Source organism: Xanthobacter sp. NM-25, assembly GCF_022138605.1.
Classification (GTDB): domain Bacteria; phylum Pseudomonadota; class Alphaproteobacteria; order Rhizobiales; family Xanthobacteraceae; genus Xanthobacter.
The window spans coordinates 92678-118949 of sequence record NZ_JACBFS010000004.1 but is presented as its reverse complement, the minus strand read 5'-3'; the positions used below and the strand labels follow the sequence as shown (position 1 = coordinate 118949).

The window sequence follows — 26272 nt, the reverse complement described above, 5'->3', positions numbered from 1 at the left end:
GGCCATGCAGCCTCCGGGCGGCCCCGCGACGCGCGAAATGTCAGAATCCGAACCCAGCCCTGAGCGCTCAGATGCGCTCGGCCGAGGACGGCTGCTTTATGTTCTCGATGTCCTTCTCACGACCCGCAGTGTGACAGCGGCGGCGCGGCAGCTTGGCCTGCAGCCATCGGGCGTGAGCCGCATTCTCGGCGAGCTGCGCACCGCGCTCGACGATACCTTGCTGATCCGTTCGGGCCGAGGGCTGGTGCCTACCCCCAAGGCGGAAAGCCTGCGCCCACAGATTCGCGACATCGTCCGCGACATCGACGCCGTCTTTGCCGATCCCGCGACCGGCAGCGCAGCGGACAAGCCCGCACCCTTCGACCGTCGTTGGAACGTGCCCTATCCCGAGACAGTGCCTCAGTTGGCGGTCGCATCCGCCACGCTCAAGCAGGACGCGGAGCCGGCGGGCCGGCGGCAGGAGCCAGACAAAGCCGAGACGCCGCCGCACGCGCAGCTCGCCCAGCTCATCGGCACCGTCGCCGGCCGCCGCAAGGCACCGGGCCATAGCCTCGATGTGGAGCAGGCCCAGACGGCCATGTCGATCATCCTCGATGGCGCGGCGGATCCGGTGCAGGTGGGCGCGTTCCTCAGCTTCATTCATCTGCAGGGCACGACCGCGACGGAGCTGGCCGGCTTCGTCAGAGCGGCCCGGCAACACGTCTCAACCCGCTTCGGGCGGCCGGATCATCTGCGCGCCGATCTGGACTGGCCCTGCTACATCTCCCCGCGAGACCAGCGTCCGCCGTGGTTTTTCCAAGCCGCCAGCCTGGTGGCCCGGGCCGGATATCGGGTGGTGCTCCACGGCAGCAGCGGCAGCGGCCTCACGGCGGGGCGCCATAGCGTGGTGGCGGACCTGCTGGGCATCGTTTCCTGCCGCACACCTGCACAGCTGGAGGCGGCGCTTGGCGCGCACGCCATCGCCTATCTGCCCTTGCCTGCTCTTTCGCCGCAGCTGTTCCGGCTGCTCGGTCTCCATGCGCTCACGGAGACGCGTTCGCCGGCCCATGAGCTGGTGCATCTGCTGCAGCCGGTGCCTGCCCGCGCCACCCTGCTGGGCGTGGGCAAGCCCTCCTATCAAGAGATCCACCGCGACACCGCCGTGTTGCTGGGTGAGCGACACCTGGCGATGATCGACAATTCGCGAGACGTGGCCCAATTCAACCCATTCCGCGCCACCACCATCCATCGGCTGGTGGACGGGGTTCCGCGCGACGACTTCGTCGCCAGCCTGCCCGCACCCGCCTCGCGGGATCGCACGCCCTTCACCAGCATGGAGCACTGGAGCGCGGTATGGCGCGGCACCGTTCGCGATCCGCGCGCCGAGAGCATCGTCATCGCCACGGCGGCAACCGCCCTCCTCTGTCTCGATGCAGACTCAGGGATCACCTTCGATGACGCCCGCCAGCGGGCATCGGAGCTTTGGGCCGCGCGCGACAGGAACTGACGCTCCGGCTGTGGACCTTGCGGAACCGCAGCCCACCCTGTGTCATTTCGGCAACACTCCGTTTCAGCTACCCCACCGAAGTGGGAACAAGCTATTGTTTTCAATTCATTTTCTAAATCGCGCGATCCACCTCATCCGCGCGCGAGCGGGGGTGCATCGCCGCTCCTCCTGAACCACAAAGGGTGGAATGATCCCTTCCGATACCCCGGCATCGTGCGTCATGGTGCATTTAGAAGCGCTCTGAATTATGCGCGTTGATACGTTGAGACACGATCCGTAATGCTCCGGTCATTTCCAGACATTCACTGAATTCTGGCGCACAATTTATAAGTATTCTTAGGAGCATATCATGCAACGGGATGGCTCGGACCTGTGCCTCAGACCCCTCATTTCCGGGGCGCGAACGACGGCGGGCACGTTGTTGGGCTTCACCGTGCTGCCTATGGCGGCATTGGCCCAGGAAGCGGATAGCGCGAATACCAGCACCACCCGGCGGGATTCACCGAACGTGGTGGAACTGGACACGGTCGAGGTGCAGGCGGCCGAACAGGGCAACACCAATTTCGCCTCGCTGGGCATCGCCCGTCTTCCGACTACGGTTCAGGACACGCCGCAGACCATCACCGTCGTTCCGCAGGAACTCATCCAGCAGCAGCAGATCACCACTCTGGGCCAGGCGCTGCAGAACGTGCCGGGCATCACCATGTCCTCTGGCGAGGGTAATGGCGGCCCGGCCGGCGACCAGTTCCGCATTCGCGGCATTCCCGCCCGCGGCGACATCTATTCCGATGGCCTGCGAGACTTCGGCATCTACACCCACGACATGTTCGACACTGAAAGCGTCGAGGTGATCATGGGGCCGAACGGCGAGGCCTTCGGCGTTGGCAATGCCGGCGGCCTCATCAACCAGACCACCAAGCGGGCGCATCGCGGCAACGTCACCAGCATCGACCAGCAGCTGGGGTCCGGCCCGCTCTATCGCACCACCATTGATGGCAACTACCAGATCGACGAGAAGACGGCGATCCGACTCAACGCTGTCTACAACAAGCAGGACGTGGCGGACCGCAACAACATCTTCACCGATCGGGCCGGCATCGCCGCCAATATCGGTTTCGGACTTGGCACGGACACCACCTGGTTCCTGAACTACATGTATCTGCATGGCGACAGCATGCCTGACATGGGCGTGCCGTTCGTCACCGCGAAAGACGGCATCGTGCGGCCCATCACCGATTTCGGCCTGGTCAGCTACGATTCCGCGACGTCTTACGCCCGCAGTTTCAATCGCGACATCACCGACGTGCAGGTGGTGACGTCCAACTTCTCGAAGGAAGTGAACAACTGGTTCACCTTCAATAACGACACCCGCTTCTCCGTCTATGCCCGGGATTTCAGCGCCACCAACCCGTCGGCGTGCACCGGCACCTGCGCGGCGACCATTCTGAGCGGCGGCAACTACCGGCTGAGCTATGGGGCCGGCGGCGGAATGACCTACAACCAGACCGGCTGGGGCTTCCAGAACGTCGCCTCGGGCCGCTTTGAATTCTCGGTCGGCGGCTTCAAGAACAAGGCGATCGTCGGCATCGACACCGTCTATCAGGAAGATCAGCGGCACATGATGACCGCGGTTAACCGCGTCAATGATCAGATGATCATCAACCCGCGCTATCTCTACCCGCAGACCTGGTTCTACTATAACGGCGTCAATGCGCGGCTGGCCAATGCCACAGACATCGGTCTGTTTGCCAGCGATCGGCTCTGGTTCACGGAGCAGCTGTCCGTGCAGGCCGGCGTGCGCTGGGACTATTTCAACAGCGAGTTCAATGGCGTCGTGGCGGGCATCGGCGGCTCGCAATCGGCGCAGGAATTCAGCCCGGCTGTCAGCATCATCTACGAGCCCTCGCGCAACTACACCTATTACGCCTCCTTCTCGCGGACCTACCGCCCCATCGGCACCGACGTGGCCGCGGCAACCGGAGGTTCTGGGTCGGAAGTGCCGCAGGACACCGTCAACAGCGAGCCGGAAAGCTCGGACCTGTATGAGCTCGGGGTGAAGGCCAACTTCCTCAACGGCCGGCTGGGGGCCACGGCCGCGGTGTTCCGGGTCGATAAGGAGAATTCCTACGCCGTCGATCCGACCACCGGCGACATCACGCCCGGCTTCTCCGATGCCGGCCTCGGCCTCAGGGTGCAGGGCGTGCAGCTCGGCCTGAACGGTCTCGTCACGCAGCAGTGGATGGTCAATCTCGGCTATTCCTACCTTGATGGCGAGACCACCTATTCGTCGACCATCGCGCAGATCGGCAATGTGGCGCCCAATGTGCCGACGAACAATTTCTCGGCCTGGACCAGCTACGACCTCGAAACCCTGGTGCACCCCGACACCAAGCTGATGGTGGGCGGCGGTGTGCGCTATGCCTCGGCCTATTGGTCCGATGCCGCCAACACCGGCCGCGTGCCCGAGACGTTCTCGCTCGACGCCATGGTGTCCCTGGAAACCCACGACAAGAAACTCCGCATGGCGCTCAACGCCTACAACCTCACCGATCATCAGAACTACACCTCGTCGTTCAACGTGGCGCGCGTGGTTCCTGCTTCGGGGCGGACCTTCATGTTCAATATCGGCACGACATTCTGAAGGAGGCTCGTGCCATGCGTCCCCGCCCTTTCCGGTGGGGGCGCATGGCCATCGCCCATGCTGTTGACGATCCCGAATGTCCTGAACGCGGAGGAGCTCCGCGCCGCCCGCGACCTGCTCGATCGGTCGGAGTGGGTGCACGGCCGCGCCACCGCCGGCACCCTCGCCGCGCGGGTGAAGAACAACGCCCAGCTGGCGCCGGACAGCCCGCAGGCCCTGGCCCTCGGACAAATGGTGCTGACAGCCCTCGGCCGTTGCCCCAGCTACACCTCGGCGGTGTTGCCGCTGCGCGTGTTGCCGCCCATGTTCAATCGCTACGACGCGGGCATGACCTTCGGCCTGCACACGGACAACGCCATTCGCGCGCTTCCCGGTGGTTCCGGCCAGCAGTTGCGGGCTGATGTCTCAACCACCCTGTTCCTGTCGGAGCCCGACGACTATGACGGCGGCGCCCTGGTGATCGAGGATACCTACGGCGCCAAGGAGGTGAAGCTGCCGGCCGGCCACATGGTGGTCTATCCCGCATCGAGCCTGCACCGCGTCACCCCGGTGACGCGCGGCAGCCGGCGGGCGGCGTTCTTCTGGGCCCAATCCATGGTGCGGGACGATGGGCAGCGGGCCATGCTCTATGATCTCGATGTGGCGATCATCGAGCTGCGCCAACGGGTGGGCGATGACGACCCGGCCGTGCAGCGGCTCGTCAGCCACTATCACAACCTTCTGCGTCGCTGGGCCGAGCTGTGAGCGCGGCGCAGGGCCCCGCCGCCCCGACCCTCGCCGAGGCGCAGCTGGCGCTGGGACAGATGGAGCTCGACCGCGGTGCGCCGGCCGCCGCCCTGGAGTGGTTCCGCGCCGCCGCCCGCAGCGGCGATCCGCAGGCCTTCAACATGCTCGGGCGCTGCCATGAACGGGGCTGGGGCATCGCCGCCGATCCGGCCCGGGCGGCGCATTACTATCAACGCGCAGTGGATCTGGGGGACGGCTGGGCCATGTTCAATCTGGCCGATCTCCACCTGCGTGGCATCGGCGTGCCGCAAAGTGACGAGGCCGCGCACGGGCTCTATGTGCGCGCGGCCCGGAAGGGCAACAGCAAGGCGTTGACCATGCTCGGCCTGCTGTACGAGGACGGGCGGATTTCCGGGCCCACGCTCCGCGATGTCGCGGCCCTCTATGAGGCCGCGGCGGAAGGCGGAGACGGCTGGGGCGCGCTGAACCTCGCGCGGCTGCTGCTGGGCGGCGGAGATGTCGCCAGCGCCTGCCTCTGGCTGGAGCGCGCCCTCGCCCACGGTTTCGGCGATCTGTTCCGCGCCATGGCCGAGCTCCTGCACGATCAGCCCGATCCCCGCATCCGCGCACTGGCGGAGCAGGCGGCCCGGCGCGGTCAGCTGGAGGCCCGGTGCGCATGATGACGGTGCCCGCCGACTGCGTCTGCGCCCAGGATTATGAGCACTATTTCGCCGCCCGCGTCGACCCGGCGGTGCGGGCCTATGTGGACGGAAGCGCCGCCGACGGTCTCACCGCCGCCCGCAACCGCGCCTCTTTCGACCGGCACCTGCTGATGCCCCGCGTTCTGCGCGACATGCGGCAGGCCTCGGCTGCCACCACGCTGTTCGGGACACCGTTCGCCTTCCCGCTGGGGCTTGCGCCCACCGCCTATCATAAGCTGGTGCACCCGGACGGCGAGGCCGCCACCGCGCTGGGCGCCGCGCTCACCGGCACGCCGATGATCGTCAGCACCCTGTCGAGCACGCCGGTGGAAACCCTCGCGGCCATCGATGGCGCGCACCTGTGGTTCCAGCTCTATGCCCAGCCCCGCTGGCCCGACACGGTACGGCTGCTGCGGCGGGCGGAGGCGGCGGGGTGCCGCGCCATCGTGATGACGGTGGATGCGCCCTTGAACGGCATCCGCAACATGGAGCAGCGCGCCGGCTTTCGCCTGCCTGCCCACATCGAGGCCGTGCACCTTCGGGACATGGCGCCCCTCGATGGCCCCGCCATGGCCCCGGGCAGCCCGGTGTTCCAAGGTCTTCTGGCCCATGCCCCCACCTGGGACACGCTGGCGGCCGTGTGCGCGGCGACGGCGCTGCCGGTGCTGGCGAAGGGCATCCTCGCCCCGAACGACGCGGAGCAGGCGGTGGCCGTCGGGTGCGCCGGCATCATCGTGTCCAATCATGGTGGGCGTGTCCTCGACAGCACGCCCGCTGCATTGGAGATGCTGCCCCATGTGGCCGCCACCATTGATGGCCGGGTGCCTCTTCTTGTCGACGGCGGCATCCGGCGCGGCACCGACATTCTCAAGGCGCTGGCGCTGGGTGCGCGCGCCGTGCTGCTGGGGCGGCCGGTTCTGCATGCCCTTGCGGTGGGCGGCCCGGCCGGCGTCGCCCACCTGTTGACGGTGCTGCGCACCGAGCTCGAGGCGGCCATGGCCCTCACCGGCTGTCCGCGCATCTCCGACATCGACGCCGGCGTGCTGGCGGCAAGCACTGTCTCGCCGCGCTGAGCCCCCCTCAGTCGAAGGCATCGACGCGCAGGCGCCCCGAGGCGCGCCAGCGCGCGATTTCGACCGCAGCGACGTTTATGGGCAGCACCGTGGCCTGGGCCAAGATCTCCGTCAGGGTCTCTTCAACGGCACGGGCCATGGCGCCCGCACCGCAGATGTAGACCCGCGCCTGCTTGTTCTGCAGCCAATGGACCACCTCATCCGCCGCCTCCCGCAGGCGATGCTGGACATAGCCGGCCCCCTCGCTGTCACGGGAGAAGACCGTGTCGCAGCGGGTCAAGCTCCCATCCCGCAGGGCGGCACCGAACGCCTCTGCCCACAGATGGTCGCCCGCGCGGTGACGATTCCCGAAGATCAGCCACGCCGGGCCCGCCCGCCCACTGGCCGCCCGTTCCGCCACGAAACCGGGGAACGGCGCGATGCCGGTGCCGGTGGCGATCATCAGCAGCGGCTGTGCCTCGTCCTCGGGGGGATTGAACGCGGGGTGACGCTGCAGATCGGCGACAAGCTGCCCGCCTACGGCCAGGCTGCGCACGAGAAATCCCGAAACCTCGCCGAGCTGCGTAGAGCCCATGGCATCCCGCCAACTGTGGAGCCCCACCGTGAGGCGAATGACCCGCGGCTCCAACCGGCTGGAACTGCCGATGGAATAGGCGCGGGCCCGCCCGCCCTCCGGCGGGGTCAGGCGCAGCAGGTCACCCGGGCGAAACGCCACGTCGCGATCCGCGGCGAAGGCGAGGCTCCAGGTCTCCCGTGTTTCCCCCGCAGTGGGGTCATCCAGGCGCTGGCGCTCCAACAGCCGAAGGCGGACCGGAACACCGGCCTCAATGCGCGGCTGACCGGCCCAGCGCAGACGGAGGGTGTCGCGCAGGCCGTCGATCCAGTGGGACCACCCGGCCTTCGGATCGCCATCCACCCGCGCCAAGGGCAACGCCTCGCGCGCGCCGGCGGCCACCAGAGCATCGCGCAGGATCACCCCGCCCCGGCAGAAGTGCGCATAATGGCGTTCGCCGAGCGCCAGAACCGCGATCCGGGTGCCCGACAGATTGTCCTCAGCTAAGCACTGAGGTACCCGCCTTGCTCCGTCCGGCACCTCGCCATCGCCGGTGGTGGAGGCGACCAGCAAGATGAGTGGAAAGCCCCGCAACTGGGCGGGGGTGAGCGACCCGAGCGGCGCCAGTGCCACGCTCTCGCCGCCCGCCACCAGGCCATCGCGGGTGGCGGTGGCGAGGCGGGCGGCGGTACCGGTCTGGCTGGCATAAGCCACCAGAATATTGCCCGCGAGCGCCCCGCGTCGCCTCCGCCGAATGGCCCGTGCGAGCCACGACCACAGCCCGGTGACGGTCAGCAGCAGCAAGGCGCCCGAAGCCAGGAGATTGAGGAGGCCGGACCAGGCGCCGCCCCAGGTGCCCTCGTGCAGTTGCTTCACCAGATTGGGTGGACGCGTAAGGGCGCTGACGCCCCGCCCGCTGACCATGTGGACAGAGGGACCGGGCCGCGCCAGTTGCACCATCACCACACCGCCCCGCACGCGCCGTGCGCCACGAAACCCGGTGAGGTCCAGCTTGCCCGCCGCCAGCGCCAGGGCTGCGCTCATGCTCGCCGGCGCGTCAGCGCGGGATGGACGTGGCGCCTGCCCTGGCCCACCGCCCTGCCCCACATGCAGCGTCATCAGGATCGCGGTGGCGGGCGACAGAGCGATGAGCGGGAACAACAGCCAGCCGACCGCCGTATGCCAGCCCAGGAGGGTGTTGCGGAAGCGCAGCCACGCCAGCAGCGGCCCCACCAGCACCACCGCCAGCATCACATAGGTCGCCGCCTCCACCACACCCGCGAGACCCACCAGCAAGGCCTTGTGCAGTCGTTCGGCCGTGCGAAAGACATCCGGCCAGAGCGAGGCCTCGCCGCGCCGCGCGGCGGAAGCCAGGTCCCAGCGCCCGGTGAGGCCCGCAGCGCGCCCGCGGACATCCACCGCGGTCCCGTCAGCCACCAGGCTCAGGCTGTCCATCGGCCCCAGACGCTCAAGCCCCTCCACCAGCACCACCAGAGCCGGAACATCCACCCTCACGCTCTCGGCTGGGGTCGCCGACCACTCGGCCACCACCGGCTTCAGCGAGAGCACGGCCCCGGAGAGGATGACCGCCAGAAACACCGGCGTCAGCAGCAGCGCCAGCCAGCGATGCGCAAAACGGAGCGCCTTGCGCAACCCGCCCATGGAAACGGCCCGGCCGCGGGCAACCACGGTCGCGCTCATCACCGGGTGCCCCCATGGGCAGGCGAGTGGCGACCCATGGAATGGCAAAAGCAAGCGCGCACCCGCAAAGGATGCGAGAGAAAACAATAGAACATAACGGGCAAATTCTTGAGCAAGTGGAGAGACTAAAGAGGCCGTCTACTTGTCTGGTTTTGGCCCTTGGCAATGTCAAACAGGATGATTTTTAACCGGTCCAAGTTGCGCCGACGGCAACGCCTTCAGCCGCAGCCTTGGAGGCGATCCGCCCGCTCGGACATGGTGTCCGAGCGGGCGGATCGTGTGGTTGGCGCCGGACGTCAGTGCCGCTGCGCGGCGACCGCCTCCGGTGTAACGGCGGGAGCACTGTTGCCCCAGGCGGTGCGCAGGAAGGTGGTCAGGGCCGCCACATCCGCATCGGACAGACGACCGGCGAAGGCCGGCATCCGCAGCTTTTCCGGCCGGGTGATGGTGGACGGCATCTCGGCGCCATTGAGAATGACGTCGATGAGGCCGGTGGTCTGCTTGGCGGTGACGATGCTGTTGCCCACGAGGGAGGGGAACACCCCCTCGGCGCCGCGCCCGTCCACCATGTGGCAGGCGTTGCAATTGTCGAGATAGAGCAACTCGCCGTGGGTGAGATCCCGTGCCGACTTCAGCTTGTCGGTTGTGGGTCCTGTTGCGGCCGCCAACCGATCGCCCAGGCTCTCCTTGAGACTGGCCGGAGACGGCGCCGGCATCGGCTTGTGCGGCACATCGGAGATCGCCCGCAGGAACGCCACCATGGCGTTCGCGTCGTCGTCGGTCATGTATTGGAGCGAGTCGCCCACCACCAGTGTCATCTCACCTGCGACCGCCGTATGGCTGTTACGCCCGCTGATGAGATACGCCTTGAGGTCCGCATCCGACCACTGCTGCAGGGCCGAATGCGCGGTGCGCAGATCCGGCGCCGACCAGCCGCCGATGGTGCCCCCGGTGAGGAAGGCCGGCGACGTGGGATTGGTGCCATCCTCCGACATGATCAGCGTGCGCGGGCTGTGGCAGGCCGCGCAGTGCCCGGGCCCTTCCACCAGATACGCGCCACGGCTGAGCTGCGCGCTCGCCGCGATCTTCTCCGGCTTGGGCTCGAAGCCCGGCTTGCCCAGCGCCACCCAGTTCCAGAGGCGCATGCCCCAGCGCTGGTTGAACGGGAAAGCCAGCTTGGTCTCCGGCACCCTGTTCGCCACCGCAGGCACCTCGGTCATGAGGTAGCTGTAGATGGCGCGGATGTCCTCTTCCGAGAGCTTGCGATAGTTCTCGTACGGCATGGCCGGATAGAGATGCACGCCGCCGGGCGCCACCCCATCCACCAGGGCGGCGCGGAACTGGTCGAGGGTCCAGTTGCCGATGCCTGTCTGCTTATCGGGCGTGATGTTGGATGCCCAGATCGTCCCCATGGGGCTGTTGATGGCCAGGCCACCGGCGAGCAGCTTGCCGCCGGGCGCCGTGTGACAGGCTGCGCAGTCGGCCATGCGGGCCGCGTACTGGCCCTGCCCCGCTGCCGGCTTCCAATCGGCCGGGAGGGCCTGCACGGGCTTGGTCAGTTGCGGGGGCACGAAGATGATCGCCAGCAACGCGACCACCCCGAGCACCACCAGTCCGACGAGGATGCGAAGAAGTTTGGACATGGTCTTGTTCTCCCTCACATCACATCAGCGGCCGGGGCGACTTGAGGTAGTCCTTGCGGAGCGCCTCGGCCGCCCAATAGGCCAGGCCGCCGAGCGGCCCCGTGGGGTTGTACTGCGTGTTCTGGGGGAAGGCGGAGGCGCCCATGACCCACACGTTGTGACAATCCCAGCTCTGCAGATAGCGGTTGATGGCTGAGGTCTTGGGGTCCGTGCCCATCACCGCGCCGCCCACATTGTGGGTCGACTGATAGGGGCGCACATCGAAATGGGACCCGTCCGCCTTGTAGCCGGCGGAGATCTTGTCCGGCTTGAGGCTGCGGGCGATCTCCTCGATCTTGCCCTTCATGAACTGCGTCATGCGGATGTCGTTCGGCTTCCAGTCGAAGGTCATGCGCATGAGCGGCCGGCCGTGGCGATCCTTGTAGGTGGGATCAAGGTCCAGGTAGCAGTCGCGATACGACATGTTGGAGCCGTGCGAGCCGATGGACATGTTGTGCCCATACCAGTCGCCCGCGGCCTGCTTCCATCCGGCGCCCCAGCTCGGCGTGCCCGGAGGCATAGACAGCTGCTGGATGGGCCGCCCGCCGGTGTGGGAGCCGGTGATGTAGCTGCCGCCGATGAAGCCCTCCTTGGCGAAGTCGATCTGGCCGATGGAGAAGTCATCGATGGACATGCCCCCGGAGCCGGTGCCCACAAACGGGTTGAACACCTTGTCCTTGAACCAGAGGCCGGTGCCACCGGTCATCTGATAGGCATAGTTGCGACCAACCACCCCTTCCCCGCTCACCGGGTCATAGGGCTGCCCGATGCCCGAAAGCAGCAGGAGATGCACATTGTGCAGCGAGAAGGCGCAGACCAGCACCACATCCGCCGGCTGGAACACCGTGTCACCGGAGTTCTCGTCGAAATAGGTCACGCCGGTCGCGGTTTTCCCGTCCTGCGCCTTCTCGATCTTCAGCACTTCGCAGCGGGTCTTGTAGGCGAAGTTGGGCTTGCGCTTGAGCGCATCGAGAATGCAGACCTGCGGGGATGACTTAGAATAGTTGTTGCACCCGAACCGCTCGCAGAATCCGCAGTAATTGCAAGGGCCGAGCTGCATGCCATAGTCGTTCACATAGGCCCGGCTGGCATTGGCGGAGGGGCGTGGGAAGGGATGATAGCCGAGCTTACTGGCGGCATCCGCGAACAGCTCGGAGTCCCAGGTATTCTTCAAGGGAGGCAGCGGATAGTCTTCCGAACGCTCGGCCTCGAAGGGGTTGCCACCCTCCTGGATCTGCCCCTTGATGTTGCCCGCCTTGCCGGAGATGCCGGCCACCCGTTCAAACTTGTTCATGAACGGTTCCATTTCCGCGGCGGTGACGCCCCAGTCCTGGATCTGCATGCCCTCGGGCATGATGTTGGCGCCGAACGCTTCCTCCACATAGGATTTCAGGCGATATTCCACCTCGAGCGGGCGCCAGCTCTGGCCGTTCCAGTGCACGCCGGCTCCGCCCACGCCATCGCCCGGCAGGAAGGCACCGAGGTGCCGGTAGGGTAGCGCCGTTTCCGTGAGATTGCGGCGCACGGTCAAGGTGGACTGCGCCGGCTTCTGCATCAGGCCATAGCGGATGCCGTATTTCAGCTCGTCAAAGGCGTCCGGATATTGAAAGTCCGGCACGGTGTTGCGGTCCGCCCCGCGCTCCAGCGCCAGGATCTCCAGCCCGTCCTGCGCCAGCTCCATGCCGAGGATAGAGCCAGTCCAGCCCAGCCCGATGATGACCACGTCCTTCTTGGGATCGGTTCGCGTCGCCATGGCTCAGGCCCTCTTTCCATCGAGGGCGACCGGGCCCAGCGGGTATTTGACGTTTTCCCGTCCAGCCCACTCGGGGAAGGCCCCGCGGGCGCCGGGAAAGCCGATGTAGACCCAGGCCTGCATCTTGTAATTGCCGCCGTGGCTCGGGTCGGCGAAATAGCCTTCCTTCGTGTTCTGCAACAGCAGGCTGAAGAAGTCGCGCTGCTCGGGCGCCAGCCCGACCTCGCCCTTCTGCAAGGACGTCAGTGCGGCATCCTGCTTCTCCGCCGTCAGCTTGGCGAAGCCAGCGCCATGATGATCGGCGCACCAGGCATCGAACAGCGGAATGGCCTTGCGATAGACCTCTGCGGGCGTGAGCGGGCTCTGATAGCCGAGGCGCGGATCCGCCGCCGGCTCGAACGGGCCTTCCATGTACCAGGTCTCGGCCTTGCCGAACGCCCCGGCCAGTTGCCGATCGATGAACACCGGGACGCGGCACTCGATGGCCCCCGGTCCGTTGCCGTCCGAGGGAATCAGGCGCGCGCAGGCTGCCATGACGAACGCCCACTCCGGAGCGGTGAGATATTGCGGCTTGTATTGATCGAGCGGAGGGAGATCCGGGAGGGTTTCCGCTTGGGCGGGAACCGCCAGGGGAAGGAGCGCCGCACTCGCGACCGAGCCCTTGAGAAAGCCGCGCCGCGAGGGGCGGCCTGGCAGATCCGTCATTGCCTGGTCCTTTCACCGGACGAGCCGGGAGTGATCGAACTGGGTTCGGCACCCGCGACGATTCGCGCGCGCCGAGCGACTTGATCTTTACTATTCCTTTGATTCGGCAAGGCAAGTGCCGCACGCTTCACATCTTGCGGCAACTGCTGCGAGTCCGGCCGCCGCGACGGGCCACCGATTACGTTTGAATCAACGTGATTCCGTGGGCTTGCGGTATCATCGGGCGCGGCACCCGCCGGGCATGGCGCCATCGTCCCAGGGGGAGAAAGAATCGTGGACGAAACCGATCAGGCATCGCGGAAGTGGAGCAGCATCCGCCCACAACCGGATTTGTGGTGGGCCTGGCAGGACTCGAACCTGCAACCAGACCGTTATGAGCGGTCAGCTCTAACCATTGAGCTACAGGCCCAGATGATCTGCGAATGGGAGTCGCAGGTCATAAGGTCTCACAGGATCTAGCAACCCTTGGGGCGCGGAACAACCGTGCCGCCCGCCGCCGGTGCTAGGGGGAGCGGAAACGACAAAGCCGCATCCAGCGGTCGACCGGATGCGGCTTTGTCGTGTTTTGCGGCAGATCAGTACAGATTGCCGTTCTGCGCGCTCTTGCCCGAAGACGGCTGCGACTGACGCGCGGTCTTGTCCGCGGGCTTCTTGTCCGCGGGCTTCTTGGAGGCGGGCTTCGCCGACGTGGGCTTCGGATGCACGGCGGGGGCCAGCGCCACCTTCGGCGCGTGCGGCGTGTCCATGGCGATCAGCTGCGGAATGGTCCCGAACTTATAGCCCTTGGCGATCAGATCATCGAGCACGCGCGCCATGGCGTCGACCGTGCTGGGATAGATGTCATGGGCCAGCACGATGGCGCCCGGCTGCACCTGCTTCATGATCTCGTCGTAGACCACCTGCGAATCCCGCCGCTTCCAGTCCAGCGGATCCACCGACCAGTTGACGATGGTGAGGCCGTACTCTTTCTCCAGATGGTCCCGCAGCGCCGGCTTCATGGAGCCATAGGGCGGACGCAGGAAGTGCGGGCGCTTGCCCGTTACCTGGAACACCACCTCATTGGTGTCAGACACCTGCTTGTCGGCGGCATCGAGCTTGATGCGGGTGAGCTGCGGGTGGCTCCAGGAGTGGTTGCCGATCTCGTGCCCCTCGTCGGCGATGCGCTTGAGCACATCCGGGTGCTTGGCGGCCATGTTGCCGAGCACGAAGAAGGTCGCCTTGATGCCCCGCTCCTTGAGCAGATCGAGCAGCTTCGGCGTGGTCTGGGCATTGGGCCCATCGTCGAAGGTCAGGGCGATATAGGGCCCGTCCACATTGAAGGAGCGGTAGATGTGCCCGGGCACCGGGCCTGCGCTCGGACCGGACGGCACCGGCACCGAATTGGTGGAAATGGAGCCGGTGACGACGGGATCAACCGCCACGGGTGGCGGGGCGACCGGCGCCACCGCGGCGACGGCGGCCACCTTGGCCGCCTCCACCTGGGCCACGGACGGCTCCTGCAGCACCGAGCTGAGGACAAAGCCCGCGCCCGCGGCAGCGCCGAGCGCCAGGACTCCAGAAACGAGCAGAAGCGGCTTCACGGCGCGGACTTTCCGAGTTGGTTTAGACGTTATATCTCCACTTTCGCGCGCCTTAGTGGATAAATCGTGAAGCAACCAAGGTCACGGTGGGGCCGCCGCTCGTCCGGAAGCGGCTCACCAATGGCCGGTGTTCGGCATCGACGCCCAGGGCTCGGCGGGCGCCTTCGGCTCCCCCTTCTGCAGCAGCTCGATGGAGATGTTGTCGGGCGAGCGAATGAAGGCCATCCATCCGTCGCGCGGTGGCCGGTTGATGGTCACGCCGGCGGCGGCGAGCCGGGCGCAGGTCTCGTAGATATCGTCCACCTCAAAGGCGAGATGGCCGAAATTGCGCCCCTCCCCATAGGCTTCCTTGTCCCAATTGTAGGTCAGCTCCACCTCGGCCACATCGGCCTGGCCGGGCGCGGCCAGATAGACCAAGGTGTATCGGCCTTGCGGCACCTCCTTGCGATGCACCTCCTCAAGCCCCAGCTTGGTGCAATAGAAGTCCAGCGACTGGTCGATGTCGGTCACGCGGACCATGGTGTGCAGGAAGCGCATCACGATGCTCTCGGTTATGGCAGGAAAGGGCGCCGGTTGCCCGGCGCTGTTCAATTATGACTTTTGAAGCCGATCTCAAGTCCGCTCAGGCCCAGCTCGGCACCTGGCTCGACACAGCCCGCCACGCCGTGGCCTTCACCGGAGCGGGGATCTCCACCGAATGCGGCATTCCTGATTTCCGCTCCCCGGGCGGATTGTGGACCCAGAACAAGCCGATTCCCTTTGATGCCTTTCTGGCCATGAAAGCCGCGCGCAACGAGGCGTGGCGGCGAAAATTTGTGCTGGAGGAGGCCTTCGCCGGCGCCAGGCCCGGCCGCGGCCACCGCGCGCTCGCGCAGTTGCAGGCCCAGGGCCGGCTTGCCGGAATCATCACCCAGAACATCGACGGCCTGCATCAGGCCTCCGGGGTGCCGGACGATGCGCTCATTGAGCTGCACGGCAACGGCACCTACGCCACCTGCCTGGAATGCGGCACCCGCTTCGAGCTCGATTGGGTGCGGGCGCGCTTTGAGGCCTCCGGGGGAATCGCACCGGACTGCCCCCATTGCGGAGGACCGGTGAAGGCGGCAACCATTTCCTTCGGCCAGGCGATGCCGGAGGGAGAGATGCGGCGGGCCGACACCCTCACCCGGCAGGCCGATCTCTTTATCGTGATCGGCTCGTCGCTGGTGGTCTTCCCGGCCGCGGGCTTTCCCCTGCAGGCCAAGGACAATGGCGCACGGCTGGTGATCATCAACCGGGAGCCCACGGATTTCGACGAGTTGGCGGATCTGGTGGTACGCGGGGAAATCGGTGAGGTTCTCGCTCCCTTTGCCCTCGATGCGTGAATGCCGCATGCGTGGCCCGTGAGTTACGCATGAGAAGGGTGGGCGAACGGTATTTGAGTTGCTATCCTGCCCACGGAAAATCCACGTGCCGCCGCGCGCGGAGGTCGGGGAGCTCATGGGGTCTGACGCATTGGGAATGGGACCGCGGGCGACCGAGGTCGTCAACGAGGGCTCGGCGGAATCCGTCGGGCTCGAGGAGGTTAGCGGCGCCATCAAGTGGTTCGACGCCTCCAAAGGCTATGGATTCATCGTGCCGGACGATGGCGGTGCCGACGTTCTGGTCCACGTCACGTGTCTGCGGCGGGATGGATTCCATACCGCCATCGAGGGCGCGCGCGTGGTCTGCGAGGCGGTGCGGCGCGCCAAGGGGCGGCAGGCCTTCCGGGTGCTGTCCGTCGATCTCAGCACCGCCGTGCACGCCCCGCCCGAGCCGCCGCGCACGCGGGTGGAAGTGGAAGCCACCGGCAGCTTCGAGCGCGCCACGGTGAAGTGGTTCAATCGCCTGCGCGGGTTCGGCTTCCTGTCGCAGGGCGACGGCACACCCGACATCTTCGTGCACATGGAGACGCTGCGTCGCCATGGCCTCACCGAATTGCGCCCCGGCCAGACCGTACTGGTGCGCTACGGCGACAGCCCGAAGGGCCTCATGGCCGCCGAGGTCAAGGCCGACACGGGCAACAGCGGGAATCACTGATCATGTCCTTGAAGGGGATGCCGTGCGGACGGCGTTCGGGCGGTCTGCTCGGCGGCGCGGTCGCTGCGGCCCTGTCGGTGGCGACGCCCATGGTCGGCACGCTGCTGCCCGGTGCCGTGGTCAGCGCTCAGGCCATGGAGGTGCAGCCGCTGGAGATCGCCACCGCCAAGGGGGTGATCGTGCTGGAGGTGGAGGTGGCGCAGACCGACGCCGAACGCACCAACGGCCTCATGTATCGCACATCCCTCCCTGAGCAGCACGGCATGCTGTTCGACTTCAAGGAAGACCAGCCCGTCTATATGTGGATGAAGAACACCTACATCCCGCTGGACATGCTGTTCATCCGTTCGAACGGCACCATTGCCCGCATCGCCGCTAACGCGACTCCACACTCCACCGAAACCATCTCTTCGGGCGAGCCGGTGCGAGCGGTGGTGGAGATCGGCGGCGGCGAGGCCGCGCGGCTGGGCATCGCCCCTGGTGATCGCGTCGCCCCTTCCATCTTCAAGGGCAAATAGCCATCAAGGGCAGGTCGCCGGCGGCTAGCTCAAGGTGAAGAAGCCAACGGCGCCGCCCGCCAGGATGAGCAATGCCGGATTGATGCGCGGCCCGAAATAGACGAGGCCGAACACGGCGGCAGCGATCAGGCTGGTTTCCACGCCGACGATAGCGGTGCGGGCGATGGCGATGAGGCCCGCCCCCATCAGCCCCACCACGATGGGAGCCAGAGCCCGCTGCAGCGCCTCCCGCCAGACAGACCCCTCGAATCGGTTCCACAGCCGCGAGGCCCCGATGGCAATGACGGATGCCGGCAGGAAGAAGCCACCAAAGGCGAGCAGGGCCCCGGTGAAACCGGCCACGTGGTAGCCGATGACGATCACCATCAGCATATTCGGACCCGGGGCCACTTGCCCGAGGCTGTAAACGTCCCGGAACTGACTGTCGGTGAGCCAGTGGTGGACCTCCACCGTGAGCATCTTCATTTCCGGCAGCACCGCCGTGCCGCCACCGATGGCCAGCACCGAGAGCAGGCTGAACACGCCAAGAATACTGAGATCCGTATCGTTCATGGTGCGTCCTCCGGCGGCGGGCTTTTGCCGTCATCGGGCAGAGCGAGGCGCGGCCTGTAGATGAACAGGGCCAGCGGCAGCACGATCAGAAGAACGATGACCAGAGAGGGGTGGAAGCCGCTGACCAAAGCGATGGTGAGGACGATGAGCCCAATCTCGCGCAGGTGCTCCAGCTGCTTGTGGCCGATCTGAACGGTCACCGCCAGCAGCAGGCCCACAGAGGCGGCACCGATTCCCGCCAGCACCTTGTGCATATCGGGATTGCCATGGTTCTGGGCGTAGAGCACGGCGAGGCCCAGCACCAGCAGGCCGCCCGGCAGCGTCATACCCAGCAGCCCGGCGGCGGCACCGAGGGGGCCGCGCAGCCGGTCCCCGACGATCACGCTCATATTGGTGGCGTTGAGCCCGGGCAGCGCCTGGGCAATCTCGAGCACGGTGAGGAACTCGTCCTCATCAAGCCAGCGCTTACTCAGCACCAGGGCATTGCGCAAATAGGCTACCACCCCGCCGCCGAAGCTGGTGGCGCCGATCAGCAGGAAGGTGAAGAAGATTTCACGCAGCGGCACCGGCGGCGCCGGCTCCGTCGCGGGAGGGGAAAGGCTGGGATCCATGACCGCGGGCCTCAGGGGGAGAAGGGAGCGAAGAGAGCGACGGCCTATTCCCCGTTGGCCAGGGCATGAGGACCGACGCCATAGATCATCGCGGTCTTGGTTGTGCCGAGCTGGACCCATTCCGGCGCCTCGTTCTGCAGGGCCCGGAAGAAGTCTTCGGAGAGATGCTCCGCCTTGCGGTGGATATCGTCATAGTGCTGAAACTTCGCCTGAAAGGCGAATTCGCCCACCAGGGAGCTTTCGGAGGCCCGATCCCGCCAGATGGCGATGGTGGCCTTGGCCGCGAAGCCGTGGCCGAAGTCGAAATAACCGGGATCCACCTGGATCTCCTCCACCGCCATGTTGTTGACGAGGTCGATGCGGGCATCCTGGTCGATATCGGCACTTTTCATGGAGGGAAAAACCTCCAGAATGTGGCGCAGCCCCTGGTTCAGCACCACGTTGGGCGAAATGACGATGCAGTTGTGGGAGAACAGGCTGCGCATGCCGCCCAGTTCGTCCTTCAAGGGCAGCAGCTCTTCCTTGAACTTGACCTCGGCGGCGCCGACCATGCGGGGCACCATATCCACCGCCGCCGCCTTGGCGCGGTCGGCGTTGCGGAACTTCACCGCCAGCTCATGCTCGGGGCGCGGCCAGCCATCGTCATAGAAGGTGCGCTTGCGCAGAATAAAAGAGTTCCGATACAGGTCGAAATTCGGCGTATCGTAGAATAATACCTCACGAACCTGCCGGTCGAAGGCGCGCTTGCTGGTGTTTACCACCACGCCCAGCTTGCGGCCGATGGTGTCCACCTGGTCCCAATAATCGGCAAATCGCTTCGGCGCGTAGAACTGCTCGGGCCGCAGAAGAATTTTATATTCTCTGTAGTGAATGTCTTCCATCTTGCTGCCCCAACGTGATCCAGTAAGGAGCCCGATTGGAAGCAAGTCTACGAAAAGCGGAAAAAAAAGCGATCGCCGAGCGAAGCCCGTCGGCCGGTGTGCTCAGGATTTTGTGAGGGAATGGCCCGCCTGGGTGAAGAAGCTCTCCACATACCACCGCATTTCGGCCTCGACATCCGGCTTGCCGGCCAGCTCGCACTGGTCCACCAGCCCGCTGATGCGCTCGAACATGGCGGCCACATAGGCTTCGCCATCGCCCCGCGTGCGCGCCATCTGGATCACCAGATCCCGCAGAATGAAGTGCTGCACGGTGGAGCGCGCCTGCTCCACCGCCACAGCCTTGATCAGGCCATTGAGCCATTCCAGGCTTTGGTCGTCCCCATCCATCGGTGCCCCCTGCCCTCGGCCTCGCCCCGCACCGGCAACCGCCGCAAGGTTTAGCTTCCCCATTTGCCGCGCTGAGGCAACAGAGGTGTTGCCGCAGCGCCGGGAGACCGCTGGTGGCTTGAGCGCTCAGCCCTCGCGCAGGGCCGGATCGCCGAAGCCGCCACCGGTGGGCGTGATGATGGTGATGGCCTCCCCCGCCTCCAGCCGCACCTGGTCGCAGCCGCCCAGCTCTTCCACCGTCCCGTCGGCGCGCCGGGCGAGGTTGCGGCCCAGCTCCCCGGGCGCGCCGCCATCGACACCGAACGGTGCCACCCGGCGGTGCGAGGAGAGAATGGCGCAATCCATGGGCTCCAGGAAGCGGATGGTGCGCGCGGTGCCATCACCGGAATTCCACCGCCCCTGGCCGCCGGATCCCGTTCGCAGGTGGAAATCCTCCAGCACCACGGGATAGCGGAATTCCAGGATTTCCGGATCAGTCAGCCGCGAATTGGTCATGTGCGACTGCACGCCGCCGATGCCATCGAAACCGGGGCCCGCGGGCGAGCCGGAGCAGATGGTCTCGTAATATTGGTAGGTGTCGTTGCCGAAGGTGAGGTTGTTCATGGTGCCCTGGGCCGAGCCCAGCGCCTTCAGCGCCCCGAACAGGCAATCGGTGACGTGCTGGCTCACCTCCACATTGCCGGCCACCACGGCGGCGGGATAGCGCGGCGCCAGCATGGAGCCCTCCGGCACAATGATGTGGATGGGCCTGAGGCACCCGGCATTCAAAGGAATGTTGCCGTCCACCATCACTCGGAACACATAGAGCACGGCCGCCTGGGTGACCGGACCGGGGGCGTTGAAATTGTCCGGCCGCTGCGGCGAGGTGCCGGTGAAATCCACCGTCGCCTCCCGCTTCTCCTTGTCCACCGTCACCTTCACCTTGATGACGGACCCCTGGTCCATCTCCACCTCGAAGGCGCAGTCGGAGAGGCGATCCAGCACCCGCCGCACGCTTTCGGCGGCATTGTCCTGCACATGGCCCATATAGGCCGCAACCACATCGGCCCCGAAATGGTCGATCATCTTGCGCAGCTCGGCGACGCCGCGTTCCGAGGCGGCGATCTGCGCCTTGAGGTCATTGACGTTCTGCACCACGTTGCGCACCGGGTAGCGCGCGCTGGTGAGCAGCTCGACCAGCTCCGCCTCGCGGAAGCGGCCACGCTCCACCAGCTTGAAATTGTCGATATAGACGCCCTCTTCCTCGATATTCGAGGCACGTGGCGACATGGAGCCGGGGGCCACCCCGCCCACGTCCGCATGGTGGCCGCGGGCCGCCACATAGAACATCACGCGGCTGCCGGCGGCATCGAACACCGGGGTGACCACGGTGATGTCGGGCAAATGGGTGCCGCCGTTGTACGGCGCGTTCAGGGCATAGACGTCGCCCGGCTCGAACTTGCCCCCGTTGGCACGGATGACGCTCTCCACCGACTTATCCATGGAGCCGAGGTGCACCGGAATGTGCGGCGCATTGGCCACCAGATGGCCATTGGCGTCGAAGATGGCGCAGGAGAAGTCCAGCCGCTCCTTGATGTTCACCGAATAGGCCGTGTTCTGGAGCGTGAGCCCCATCTGCTCCGCCACCGACATGAACAGGTTGTTGAACACCTCCAGCAGCACCGGATCGACGCTGGTGCCCAAAGCCGGAGCGTGGCGCGCGGCTTCCCGGCGGCTCAGCACCAGATGGTCACGGGCGGTCACCTCCACCGCCCAACCGGGCTCGATGACGATGGTCTGGTGCGGCTCGATGAGCAGCGCCGGGCCGGTGATGGTCTGCCCCCGCGCCACATCCGCGCGCCGATAGACCCCGGCCTCATGCCAGGCACCCTGGGAATAGAAGCGGGTGCGGGCGGCCGCCTCGGGGGTGCCTTCTGTCAGCGCCGCCTCATCCTCGCGCACCTTGGAGCCCCCACCCACGGCCTCGGCGGAAATGGCCTCGATGACCAGCACCTTGGTGGTGTCAATGAAGCCGAAACGGGTGCGATGGGCGGTCTCGAACGCCGCCTTCATCTCCTCCACGCTGCCGAAGGGCACGATCAGCGCCGTGTCGGTGCCGGCATAGCGCACATGGGCGCGTCGGAAGACGGTGATGTCCGCATCGGCGACCCCCTGCCCCATCAGCTCCGAACGTACCACTTCGCCGGCGATTTCCAGCGCGGAGGCGGCAGCGGTGAGGCCCTCACCGTCCAGCGGCGCCTCCACTGCCCGCTGGCGGGTGGCGCGGATGTCGGCAAGGCCCATGCCATAGGCCGAAAGCAGACCAGAGAAGGGGTGGATGAGCACCTTGCGCATGCCCAGCACGTCCGCCACCAGGCAGGCATGCTGGCCGCCGGCGCCGCCAAAGCATTGCAGCGCATATTCGGTCACGTCATAACCGCGCTGCACTGAGATCTTCTTGATGGCGTTGGCCATGTTCTCCACGGCGATGCGGATGAAGCCATCGGCCACCGCCTCCGCCGGGCGCCCATCGCCGATGCGCGCCGCCAGGGCCTCAAAGCCCTGGCGCACCGCCTCCCCATCCAGGGGCTGATCGCGGCCGGGGCCGAAGATCTTCGGGAAAAAGTCGGGGCTCAGCTTGCCCACCATCACATTGGCGTCGGTCACCGCCAGCGGGCCGCCACGGCGATAGCAGGCCGGGCCGGGATTGGCGCCGGCGGAATCCGGGCCCACCGTCAGCCGGGCACCGTCATAATGGAGGATGGAGCCGCCGCCTGCCGCCACCGTGTGAATGGACATCATCGGCGCGCGCATGCGCACGCCGGCCACCTCGGTCTCGAAGGCGCGTTCATATTCGCCATCGAAATGGGAGACGTCGGTGGAGGTGCCGCCCATGTCGAAGCCGATGACCTGGCCGAAACCAGCCAGCCGCGCGGTCTCCACACAGCCCACAACGCCGCCGGCCGGGCCGGAGAGGATGGCGTCGCGCCCCTGGAACAGCCCGGCATCGGTGAGACCGCCGGACGACATCATGAACATCAGCCGGCAGCTGCCGGTCTCGCCCTGAAGCTCGCTCGCCACCTGGTCCACGTAGCGGCGCAGGATGGGGGAGAGATAGGCGTCCACCACCGTGGTGTCGCCGCGCCCCACCAGCTTCATCAGCGGCGACACCTCGTGGCTTACCGAAACCTGGGCAAAGCCCACCTGACGGGCGATCTCCGCCACCGCCTTCTCGTGCTCGGGATAGCGATAGGCATGCATGAAGACGATGGCGCAGGCCTCCGCGCCCGCAGCGTGCGCCGCCACCAGGTCCGCGCGCACCTGGGCAAGATCAGGCGCCGCTTCCACGGTGCCGTCGGCGCGCACGCGCTCGGCCACCTCGATCACCTGGGAATAAAGCTGGTCGGGCTTCACCACATGCTTGGCGAAGATGTTGGGCCGGTCCTGGTAGCCGATGCGCAAAGCATCGCGGAAGCCCTTGGTGGTGACCAGGACGGTGGGCGCACCCTTGCGCTCCAGCAAGGCGTTGGTGGCCACCGTAGTGCCCATCTTCACCGCAGTGATGCGATCGGCGGGGATGGGGGCACCGGGTGCCACGCCCATCAGCTCGCGGATGCCCTGGATGGCGGCGTCGCGATAGGCTTCCGGATTCTCGGACAGGACCTTGTGCGCCACCAGCGCGCCGTCGGGCCGGCGCGCCACGATATCGGTGAAGGTGCCGCCGCGATCGATCCAGAAATCCCAACCAGAAGCCGTCATCGCTCGTCTCGTCGCTCAAGACCCGGCCGGCACGGGAGATCGGGGCAAAAATGCGCAGGCTCGCGCGCCGGCGGGGCGGGCCTTCGGAGTGCGGGCGCCCCTCGCAGAAGGGCGCCCGTCGTCATGGAATGAAGCGTCAGCCTTCGGCCTTGGCCCGGGCGGCCAAAGCATGGGCGAGGCGCTCGTCGGGCGGCGCCACTTCGGTCACGAGGTCCCGCAGGTGCGCCTTGTTGCCGAGCGGCTCCAGCAGCATCTCCCGCGGCTCCAGGCGGGCGGTGCAGGCGTAGTCCACCTTGCCATCCACCTGGATCATGCATTCCTTGCAGGTGTTGGCGCTCAGGCAAGAATGCCGGATCGCCACCGTGGGGTCGAGATGGGCCCGCACGTAGCGCAGCCCGTCCAGCACCGACTGGCCCGGCGTGTAGGGCACTTCGTAGCTGCTGGTGGTGGTCATCTGCCCGCCTTCGCCACGGCGGACGGTCAATGTGGCAGTGATGGACATCAGGCAACCTCGACCAGGGTGGAACCTTCGACCGGCACCCGGTCGAGAACGATGGCATCGCCCGCGCGGCGCACCCGGTGGTGCAGCACATAGGCGGGGTCCATCAACGGGAAGTCATCGCGCTGGTGGGCGCCGCGACTCTCCTTGCGGGCGAGCGCGGAGCGGGTCACCATTTCCGCCACCTCCAGCATGGTGCGCAGGTCGAACCAGTCGAGCCGCGCCATGTCGTAGAGGCCGGGCACGCCGGGCGGAAGAGCCCCCAGCCGCGCCTTGATGGCGGCGATGCGGGCGAGCGCCTCGGTCAGGCCCGCCTCGGTGCGGAAGGGACCGACCAGATCGGCCATCACCTTCTGCAACTCCTCGATGTCGCCGGCATAGTTTTCCGTCTCGACACCAGTCGTGGCGGTCACCAGATCCAGGGCCGCCTGCGGCGCCCCAGCGGTGCGGCCGGTGCCGCGGGCGAAGCGCGCCGCGGACTCACCGGCATGCCGGCCGAACACCAACGCCTCGGTGATGGCGTTGCCGGACAGGCGATTGGCGCCATTCGAGCCGCCATTCACCTCGCCCGCCGCATAAAGCCCGGGCACCGTGGTTTCCATGGCCCGGTTCACCCGCACACCGCCCATGTGGTAATGGGCGATGGGTGCCACCTCGATGGGCATCTGGGTCAGGTCGATGCCATTGGCCGCCAGCCGGTCGATCACCGGCCCGAAGGCGGCACGCAGGTCGGCCTCCGGAATATGCTGGAACGAGAGATAGGCACCGCCGGCCGGCGAACCCCGGCCCGCCTTCACCTCGGAGAGGATGGCGAAGGTGGCCCGGTCGCGGGTCACGTTGTAGCGGCCCTCTTCCTCGTTGCCGTAGTCGTTCACGAACTCGCGGAACTCGGCATTCAACAGCTTGCCGCCCAGCTTGTAGCGGAACGGATCCCACATGATGGGGTCCATGCCCACCAGGCGCGGGGCGAGATGGCCGATGGGGAAGAACTGCACGAACTCCATGTCGATCAGTTCCGCGCCGGCGCGCAGCGCCAGGGCGAAGCCGTCGCCGGCCATGTTGGCGGAGGCGCTGTTGCGCCCATAAAGACGGGTGAGGCCACCGGTGGCGAGCACCACGGCACCAGCGGCGATGGTGATGGCGCGTCCATCGGCCATGGAGAAGCCGACCGCGCCGGTGACGACGCCATCGGTGACCGTGAGATCGGTGATGTAGAGATCGCCGATGCGGGTCACGCCCTTCTCGCGCAGCACGCGGCCGCGCAGGGTTTTGGCCACCGCCGGGCCGGTGGAGAGGAAGTCCACATAGACGCAGCGCGGGCGGTCATGGCCGGGCGCATGGGCCTGGCGGATGCTGCCATCCTCATTGCGGGCCCAGCCGACCCGCCATTCATCGAGCTTGAGAATGTCCTGCGGCCCTTCCTCGCACACCAGGGAGGAGAGCGAGGGCTCGCACAGGTCGCGACCCGCCTTGAGCGTGTCCGCGAGGTGGAATTCCGAGGCGTCGGGGGTCTGCGACCCCAGCGCCACGGCCACCGTCATCTGCGCCATGATGGTGGCGCCCGAGCGGCCGATAAGGCTGCGATCGGCGATAATGACGGAGGCGCCGGCACCGCCGGCGGAAAGCGCCGCCGCCATGCCGGCCGCGCCAGAGCCGATCACCAGCACATCGGTTTCAAAGTGGACAAGGTCCTGAGACACGCGCGCGCCCTTTTCCATCAGATGGTGGCCGCCGCGCGGGCGGCCTGGTTGAAGTATCCCGAGAGGGCGCGCAAGACCTCGCCCACATCGGAGAGCATTTCTTCGGACGGACCGGAGGTGCGCAGCGGCTTCACCAGCAACTGCTCACGCACTGCCGCATAACGGGTGCAGGCCTCGATGCCGGCGGCGGTCGCCTCCACCACCTTCTCCTTGCCGGCCCGCCGCATGGTCACCAGCCCGGCCTTTTCCAGCTTGCGCAGGGCGTAGGTGGCCACATGGGTTTCCTCGATATCGAGGATGAGGGCGATGTCCGCGCAGGGCTTCGGGCGATCCCGATGCCGCACGATGTGCAGGATGATGACTTCCAGCGGCGAGAGGTTCGGCGTGCCGGCCGCCGCCATGCAGCGCACCACCCAGCGCTCGAAAGCGTTCACCGCCAGCATCAGGCCGAACTCGGTCTCCGACAGGGCCGGCGAGCCCCCCGCCGCCAGATGCGCCGAGGAGACGATGGGCGCCCGCAGATCCGCGACAGCATCCGTCGCCGGCATCTCGTCCCCATCCAAACGGTTCTTGGGATCAGTCACCCGCCTCACCTTCATCCCGGGCGAACCGCGCCAGCGCAGGCCCCCCTTACGATGAGGGGACCCTAACACCGGGCCCAAACCGCTGCCTAGAGAGATTCGATATTTTGATGATAATTTATCGACAAATTATCATTATTGCTCAC

General features: G+C 66.5%; 22 protein-coding genes and 1 tRNA gene. 8 read left to right on the top strand and 15 right to left on the bottom strand.

All coding sequences use genetic code 11. From position 1 onward, the window contains the following. Window positions 1-4: 4 nt before the first annotated feature. The 5 genes from MEU52_RS12235 (at window position 5) to MEU52_RS12215 (ending at window position 6627) form a co-directional block, all read left to right on the top strand. A complete protein-coding gene (locus MEU52_RS12235) occupies window positions 5-1486 on the top strand; it encodes a glycosyl transferase family protein (RefSeq protein WP_238122571.1) in 1482 nt (493 codons plus the stop codon). Window positions 1487-1835: 349 nt separating this feature from the next. Then, window positions 1836-4127 carry a TonB-dependent receptor gene (locus tag MEU52_RS12230; RefSeq protein ID WP_238122570.1) on the top strand — a complete coding sequence of 764 codons (2292 nt, stop codon included), beginning with the start codon at window positions 1836-1838 and terminating at the stop codon, window positions 4125-4127. A gap of 57 nt (window positions 4128-4184) precedes the next feature. After that, window positions 4185-4871 (top strand): Fe2+-dependent dioxygenase, encoded by a 687-nt coding sequence (locus MEU52_RS12225; RefSeq protein ID WP_238122569.1) that lies wholly within the window; start codon window positions 4185-4187, stop codon window positions 4869-4871. Then, entirely contained in the window at window positions 4868-5533 is a 666-nt protein-coding gene (locus tag MEU52_RS12220) for a tetratricopeptide repeat protein (RefSeq protein WP_238122568.1), read from the top strand. The genes MEU52_RS12225 and MEU52_RS12220 overlap by 4 nt, the downstream gene beginning before the upstream one ends. Continuing rightward, the gene (locus tag MEU52_RS12215; protein WP_238122567.1) at window positions 5530-6627 is read left to right on the top strand and encodes an alpha-hydroxy acid oxidase; all 1098 of its coding nucleotides are present in this window, start codon (window positions 5530-5532) and stop codon (window positions 6625-6627) included. Before MEU52_RS12220 ends, MEU52_RS12215 begins: the two co-directional genes overlap by 4 nt. Before the next feature lie 7 nt (window positions 6628-6634). Here MEU52_RS12215 and MEU52_RS12210 read toward each other — a convergent pair whose 3' ends face one another. The 7 genes from MEU52_RS12210 to MEU52_RS12180 form a co-directional block, all read right to left on the bottom strand. Then, complete coding sequence (locus MEU52_RS12210; RefSeq protein WP_238122566.1) at window positions 6635-8881, bottom strand: PepSY domain-containing protein; 2247 nt, start codon at window positions 8879-8881, stop codon at window positions 6635-6637. A 296-nt stretch (window positions 8882-9177) separates the two neighbouring features. Further along, window positions 9178-10524, bottom strand: a complete 1347-nt coding sequence (locus MEU52_RS12205; protein WP_238122565.1) for a c-type cytochrome — start codon at window positions 10522-10524, stop codon at window positions 9178-9180. A gap of 19 nt (window positions 10525-10543) precedes the next feature. After that, on the bottom strand, window positions 10544-12316 hold the full coding sequence (locus MEU52_RS12200) for a GMC family oxidoreductase (protein WP_443266828.1): 1773 nt from the start codon (window positions 12314-12316) through the stop codon (window positions 10544-10546). A 3-nt stretch (window positions 12317-12319) separates the two neighbouring features. Beyond that, window positions 12320-13021: a gluconate 2-dehydrogenase subunit 3 family protein gene (locus tag MEU52_RS12195; RefSeq protein WP_238122564.1), complete on the bottom strand. Its 702-nt coding sequence runs from the start codon at window positions 13019-13021 to the stop codon at window positions 12320-12322. Window positions 13022-13354: 333 nt separating this feature from the next. Further along, window positions 13355-13430: transfer RNA gene (locus MEU52_RS12190), tRNA-Ile, on the bottom strand. 166 nt (window positions 13431-13596) lie between these two features. Then, window positions 13597-14601, bottom strand: a complete 1005-nt coding sequence (locus MEU52_RS12185; protein WP_238122563.1) for a polysaccharide deacetylase family protein — start codon at window positions 14599-14601, stop codon at window positions 13597-13599. A 114-nt stretch (window positions 14602-14715) separates the two neighbouring features. After that, window positions 14716-15138: a VOC family protein gene (locus tag MEU52_RS12180; protein ID WP_238122562.1), complete on the bottom strand. Its 423-nt coding sequence runs from the start codon at window positions 15136-15138 to the stop codon at window positions 14716-14718. A gap of 56 nt (window positions 15139-15194) precedes the next feature. Here MEU52_RS12180 and MEU52_RS12175 point away from each other — a divergent pair, with 56 nt between their 5' ends. From MEU52_RS12175 to MEU52_RS12165, 3 genes are all read left to right on the top strand, one after another. Next, a complete protein-coding gene (locus MEU52_RS12175; protein ID WP_238122561.1) occupies window positions 15195-15965 on the top strand; it encodes an SIR2 family NAD-dependent protein deacylase in 771 nt (256 codons plus the stop codon). Between the two features lie 136 nt (window positions 15966-16101). Continuing rightward, window positions 16102-16659 carry a cold-shock protein gene (locus tag MEU52_RS12170; protein WP_238122560.1) on the top strand — a complete coding sequence of 186 codons (558 nt, stop codon included), beginning with the start codon at window positions 16102-16104 and terminating at the stop codon, window positions 16657-16659. 2 nt (window positions 16660-16661) lie between these two features. Beyond that, window positions 16662-17177 carry a DUF192 domain-containing protein gene (locus MEU52_RS12165; RefSeq protein ID WP_238122559.1) on the top strand — a complete coding sequence of 172 codons (516 nt, stop codon included), beginning with the start codon at window positions 16662-16664 and terminating at the stop codon, window positions 17175-17177. A gap of 24 nt (window positions 17178-17201) precedes the next feature. Here MEU52_RS12165 and MEU52_RS12160 read toward each other — a convergent pair whose 3' ends face one another. The 8 genes from MEU52_RS12160 to MEU52_RS12125 form a co-directional block, all read right to left on the bottom strand. Next, window positions 17202-17729, bottom strand: coding sequence for a chromate transporter (locus MEU52_RS12160; RefSeq protein WP_238122558.1), 528 nt, complete (start codon window positions 17727-17729; stop codon window positions 17202-17204). Further along, window positions 17726-18340 (bottom strand): chromate transporter, encoded by a 615-nt coding sequence (locus tag MEU52_RS12155; protein ID WP_238122557.1) that lies wholly within the window; start codon window positions 18338-18340, stop codon window positions 17726-17728. Before MEU52_RS12155 ends, MEU52_RS12160 begins: the two co-directional genes overlap by 4 nt. Before the next feature lie 44 nt (window positions 18341-18384). Further along, a complete protein-coding gene (locus tag MEU52_RS12150) occupies window positions 18385-19221 on the bottom strand; it encodes a hypothetical protein (protein ID WP_238122556.1) in 837 nt (278 codons plus the stop codon). Between the two features lie 102 nt (window positions 19222-19323). Continuing rightward, entirely contained in the window at window positions 19324-19608 is a 285-nt protein-coding gene (locus tag MEU52_RS12145) for a hypothetical protein (RefSeq protein WP_238122555.1), read from the bottom strand. 126 nt (window positions 19609-19734) lie between these two features. Continuing rightward, window positions 19735-23346, bottom strand: a complete 3612-nt coding sequence (locus MEU52_RS12140) for a hydantoinase B/oxoprolinase family protein (protein ID WP_238122554.1) — start codon at window positions 23344-23346, stop codon at window positions 19735-19737. A gap of 136 nt (window positions 23347-23482) precedes the next feature. After that, window positions 23483-23848 (bottom strand): 2Fe-2S iron-sulfur cluster-binding protein, encoded by a 366-nt coding sequence (locus tag MEU52_RS12135; protein WP_238122553.1) that lies wholly within the window; start codon window positions 23846-23848, stop codon window positions 23483-23485. Next, complete coding sequence (locus MEU52_RS12130) at window positions 23848-25545, bottom strand: FAD-binding protein (protein WP_238122552.1); 1698 nt, start codon at window positions 25543-25545, stop codon at window positions 23848-23850. Before MEU52_RS12130 ends, MEU52_RS12135 begins: the two co-directional genes overlap by 1 nt. Before the next feature lie 17 nt (window positions 25546-25562). Next, the gene (locus tag MEU52_RS12125; RefSeq protein WP_238122832.1) at window positions 25563-26093 is read right to left on the bottom strand and encodes a winged helix DNA-binding protein; all 531 of its coding nucleotides are present in this window, start codon (window positions 26091-26093) and stop codon (window positions 25563-25565) included. Between the last annotated feature and the right edge of the window lie 179 nt (window positions 26094-26272).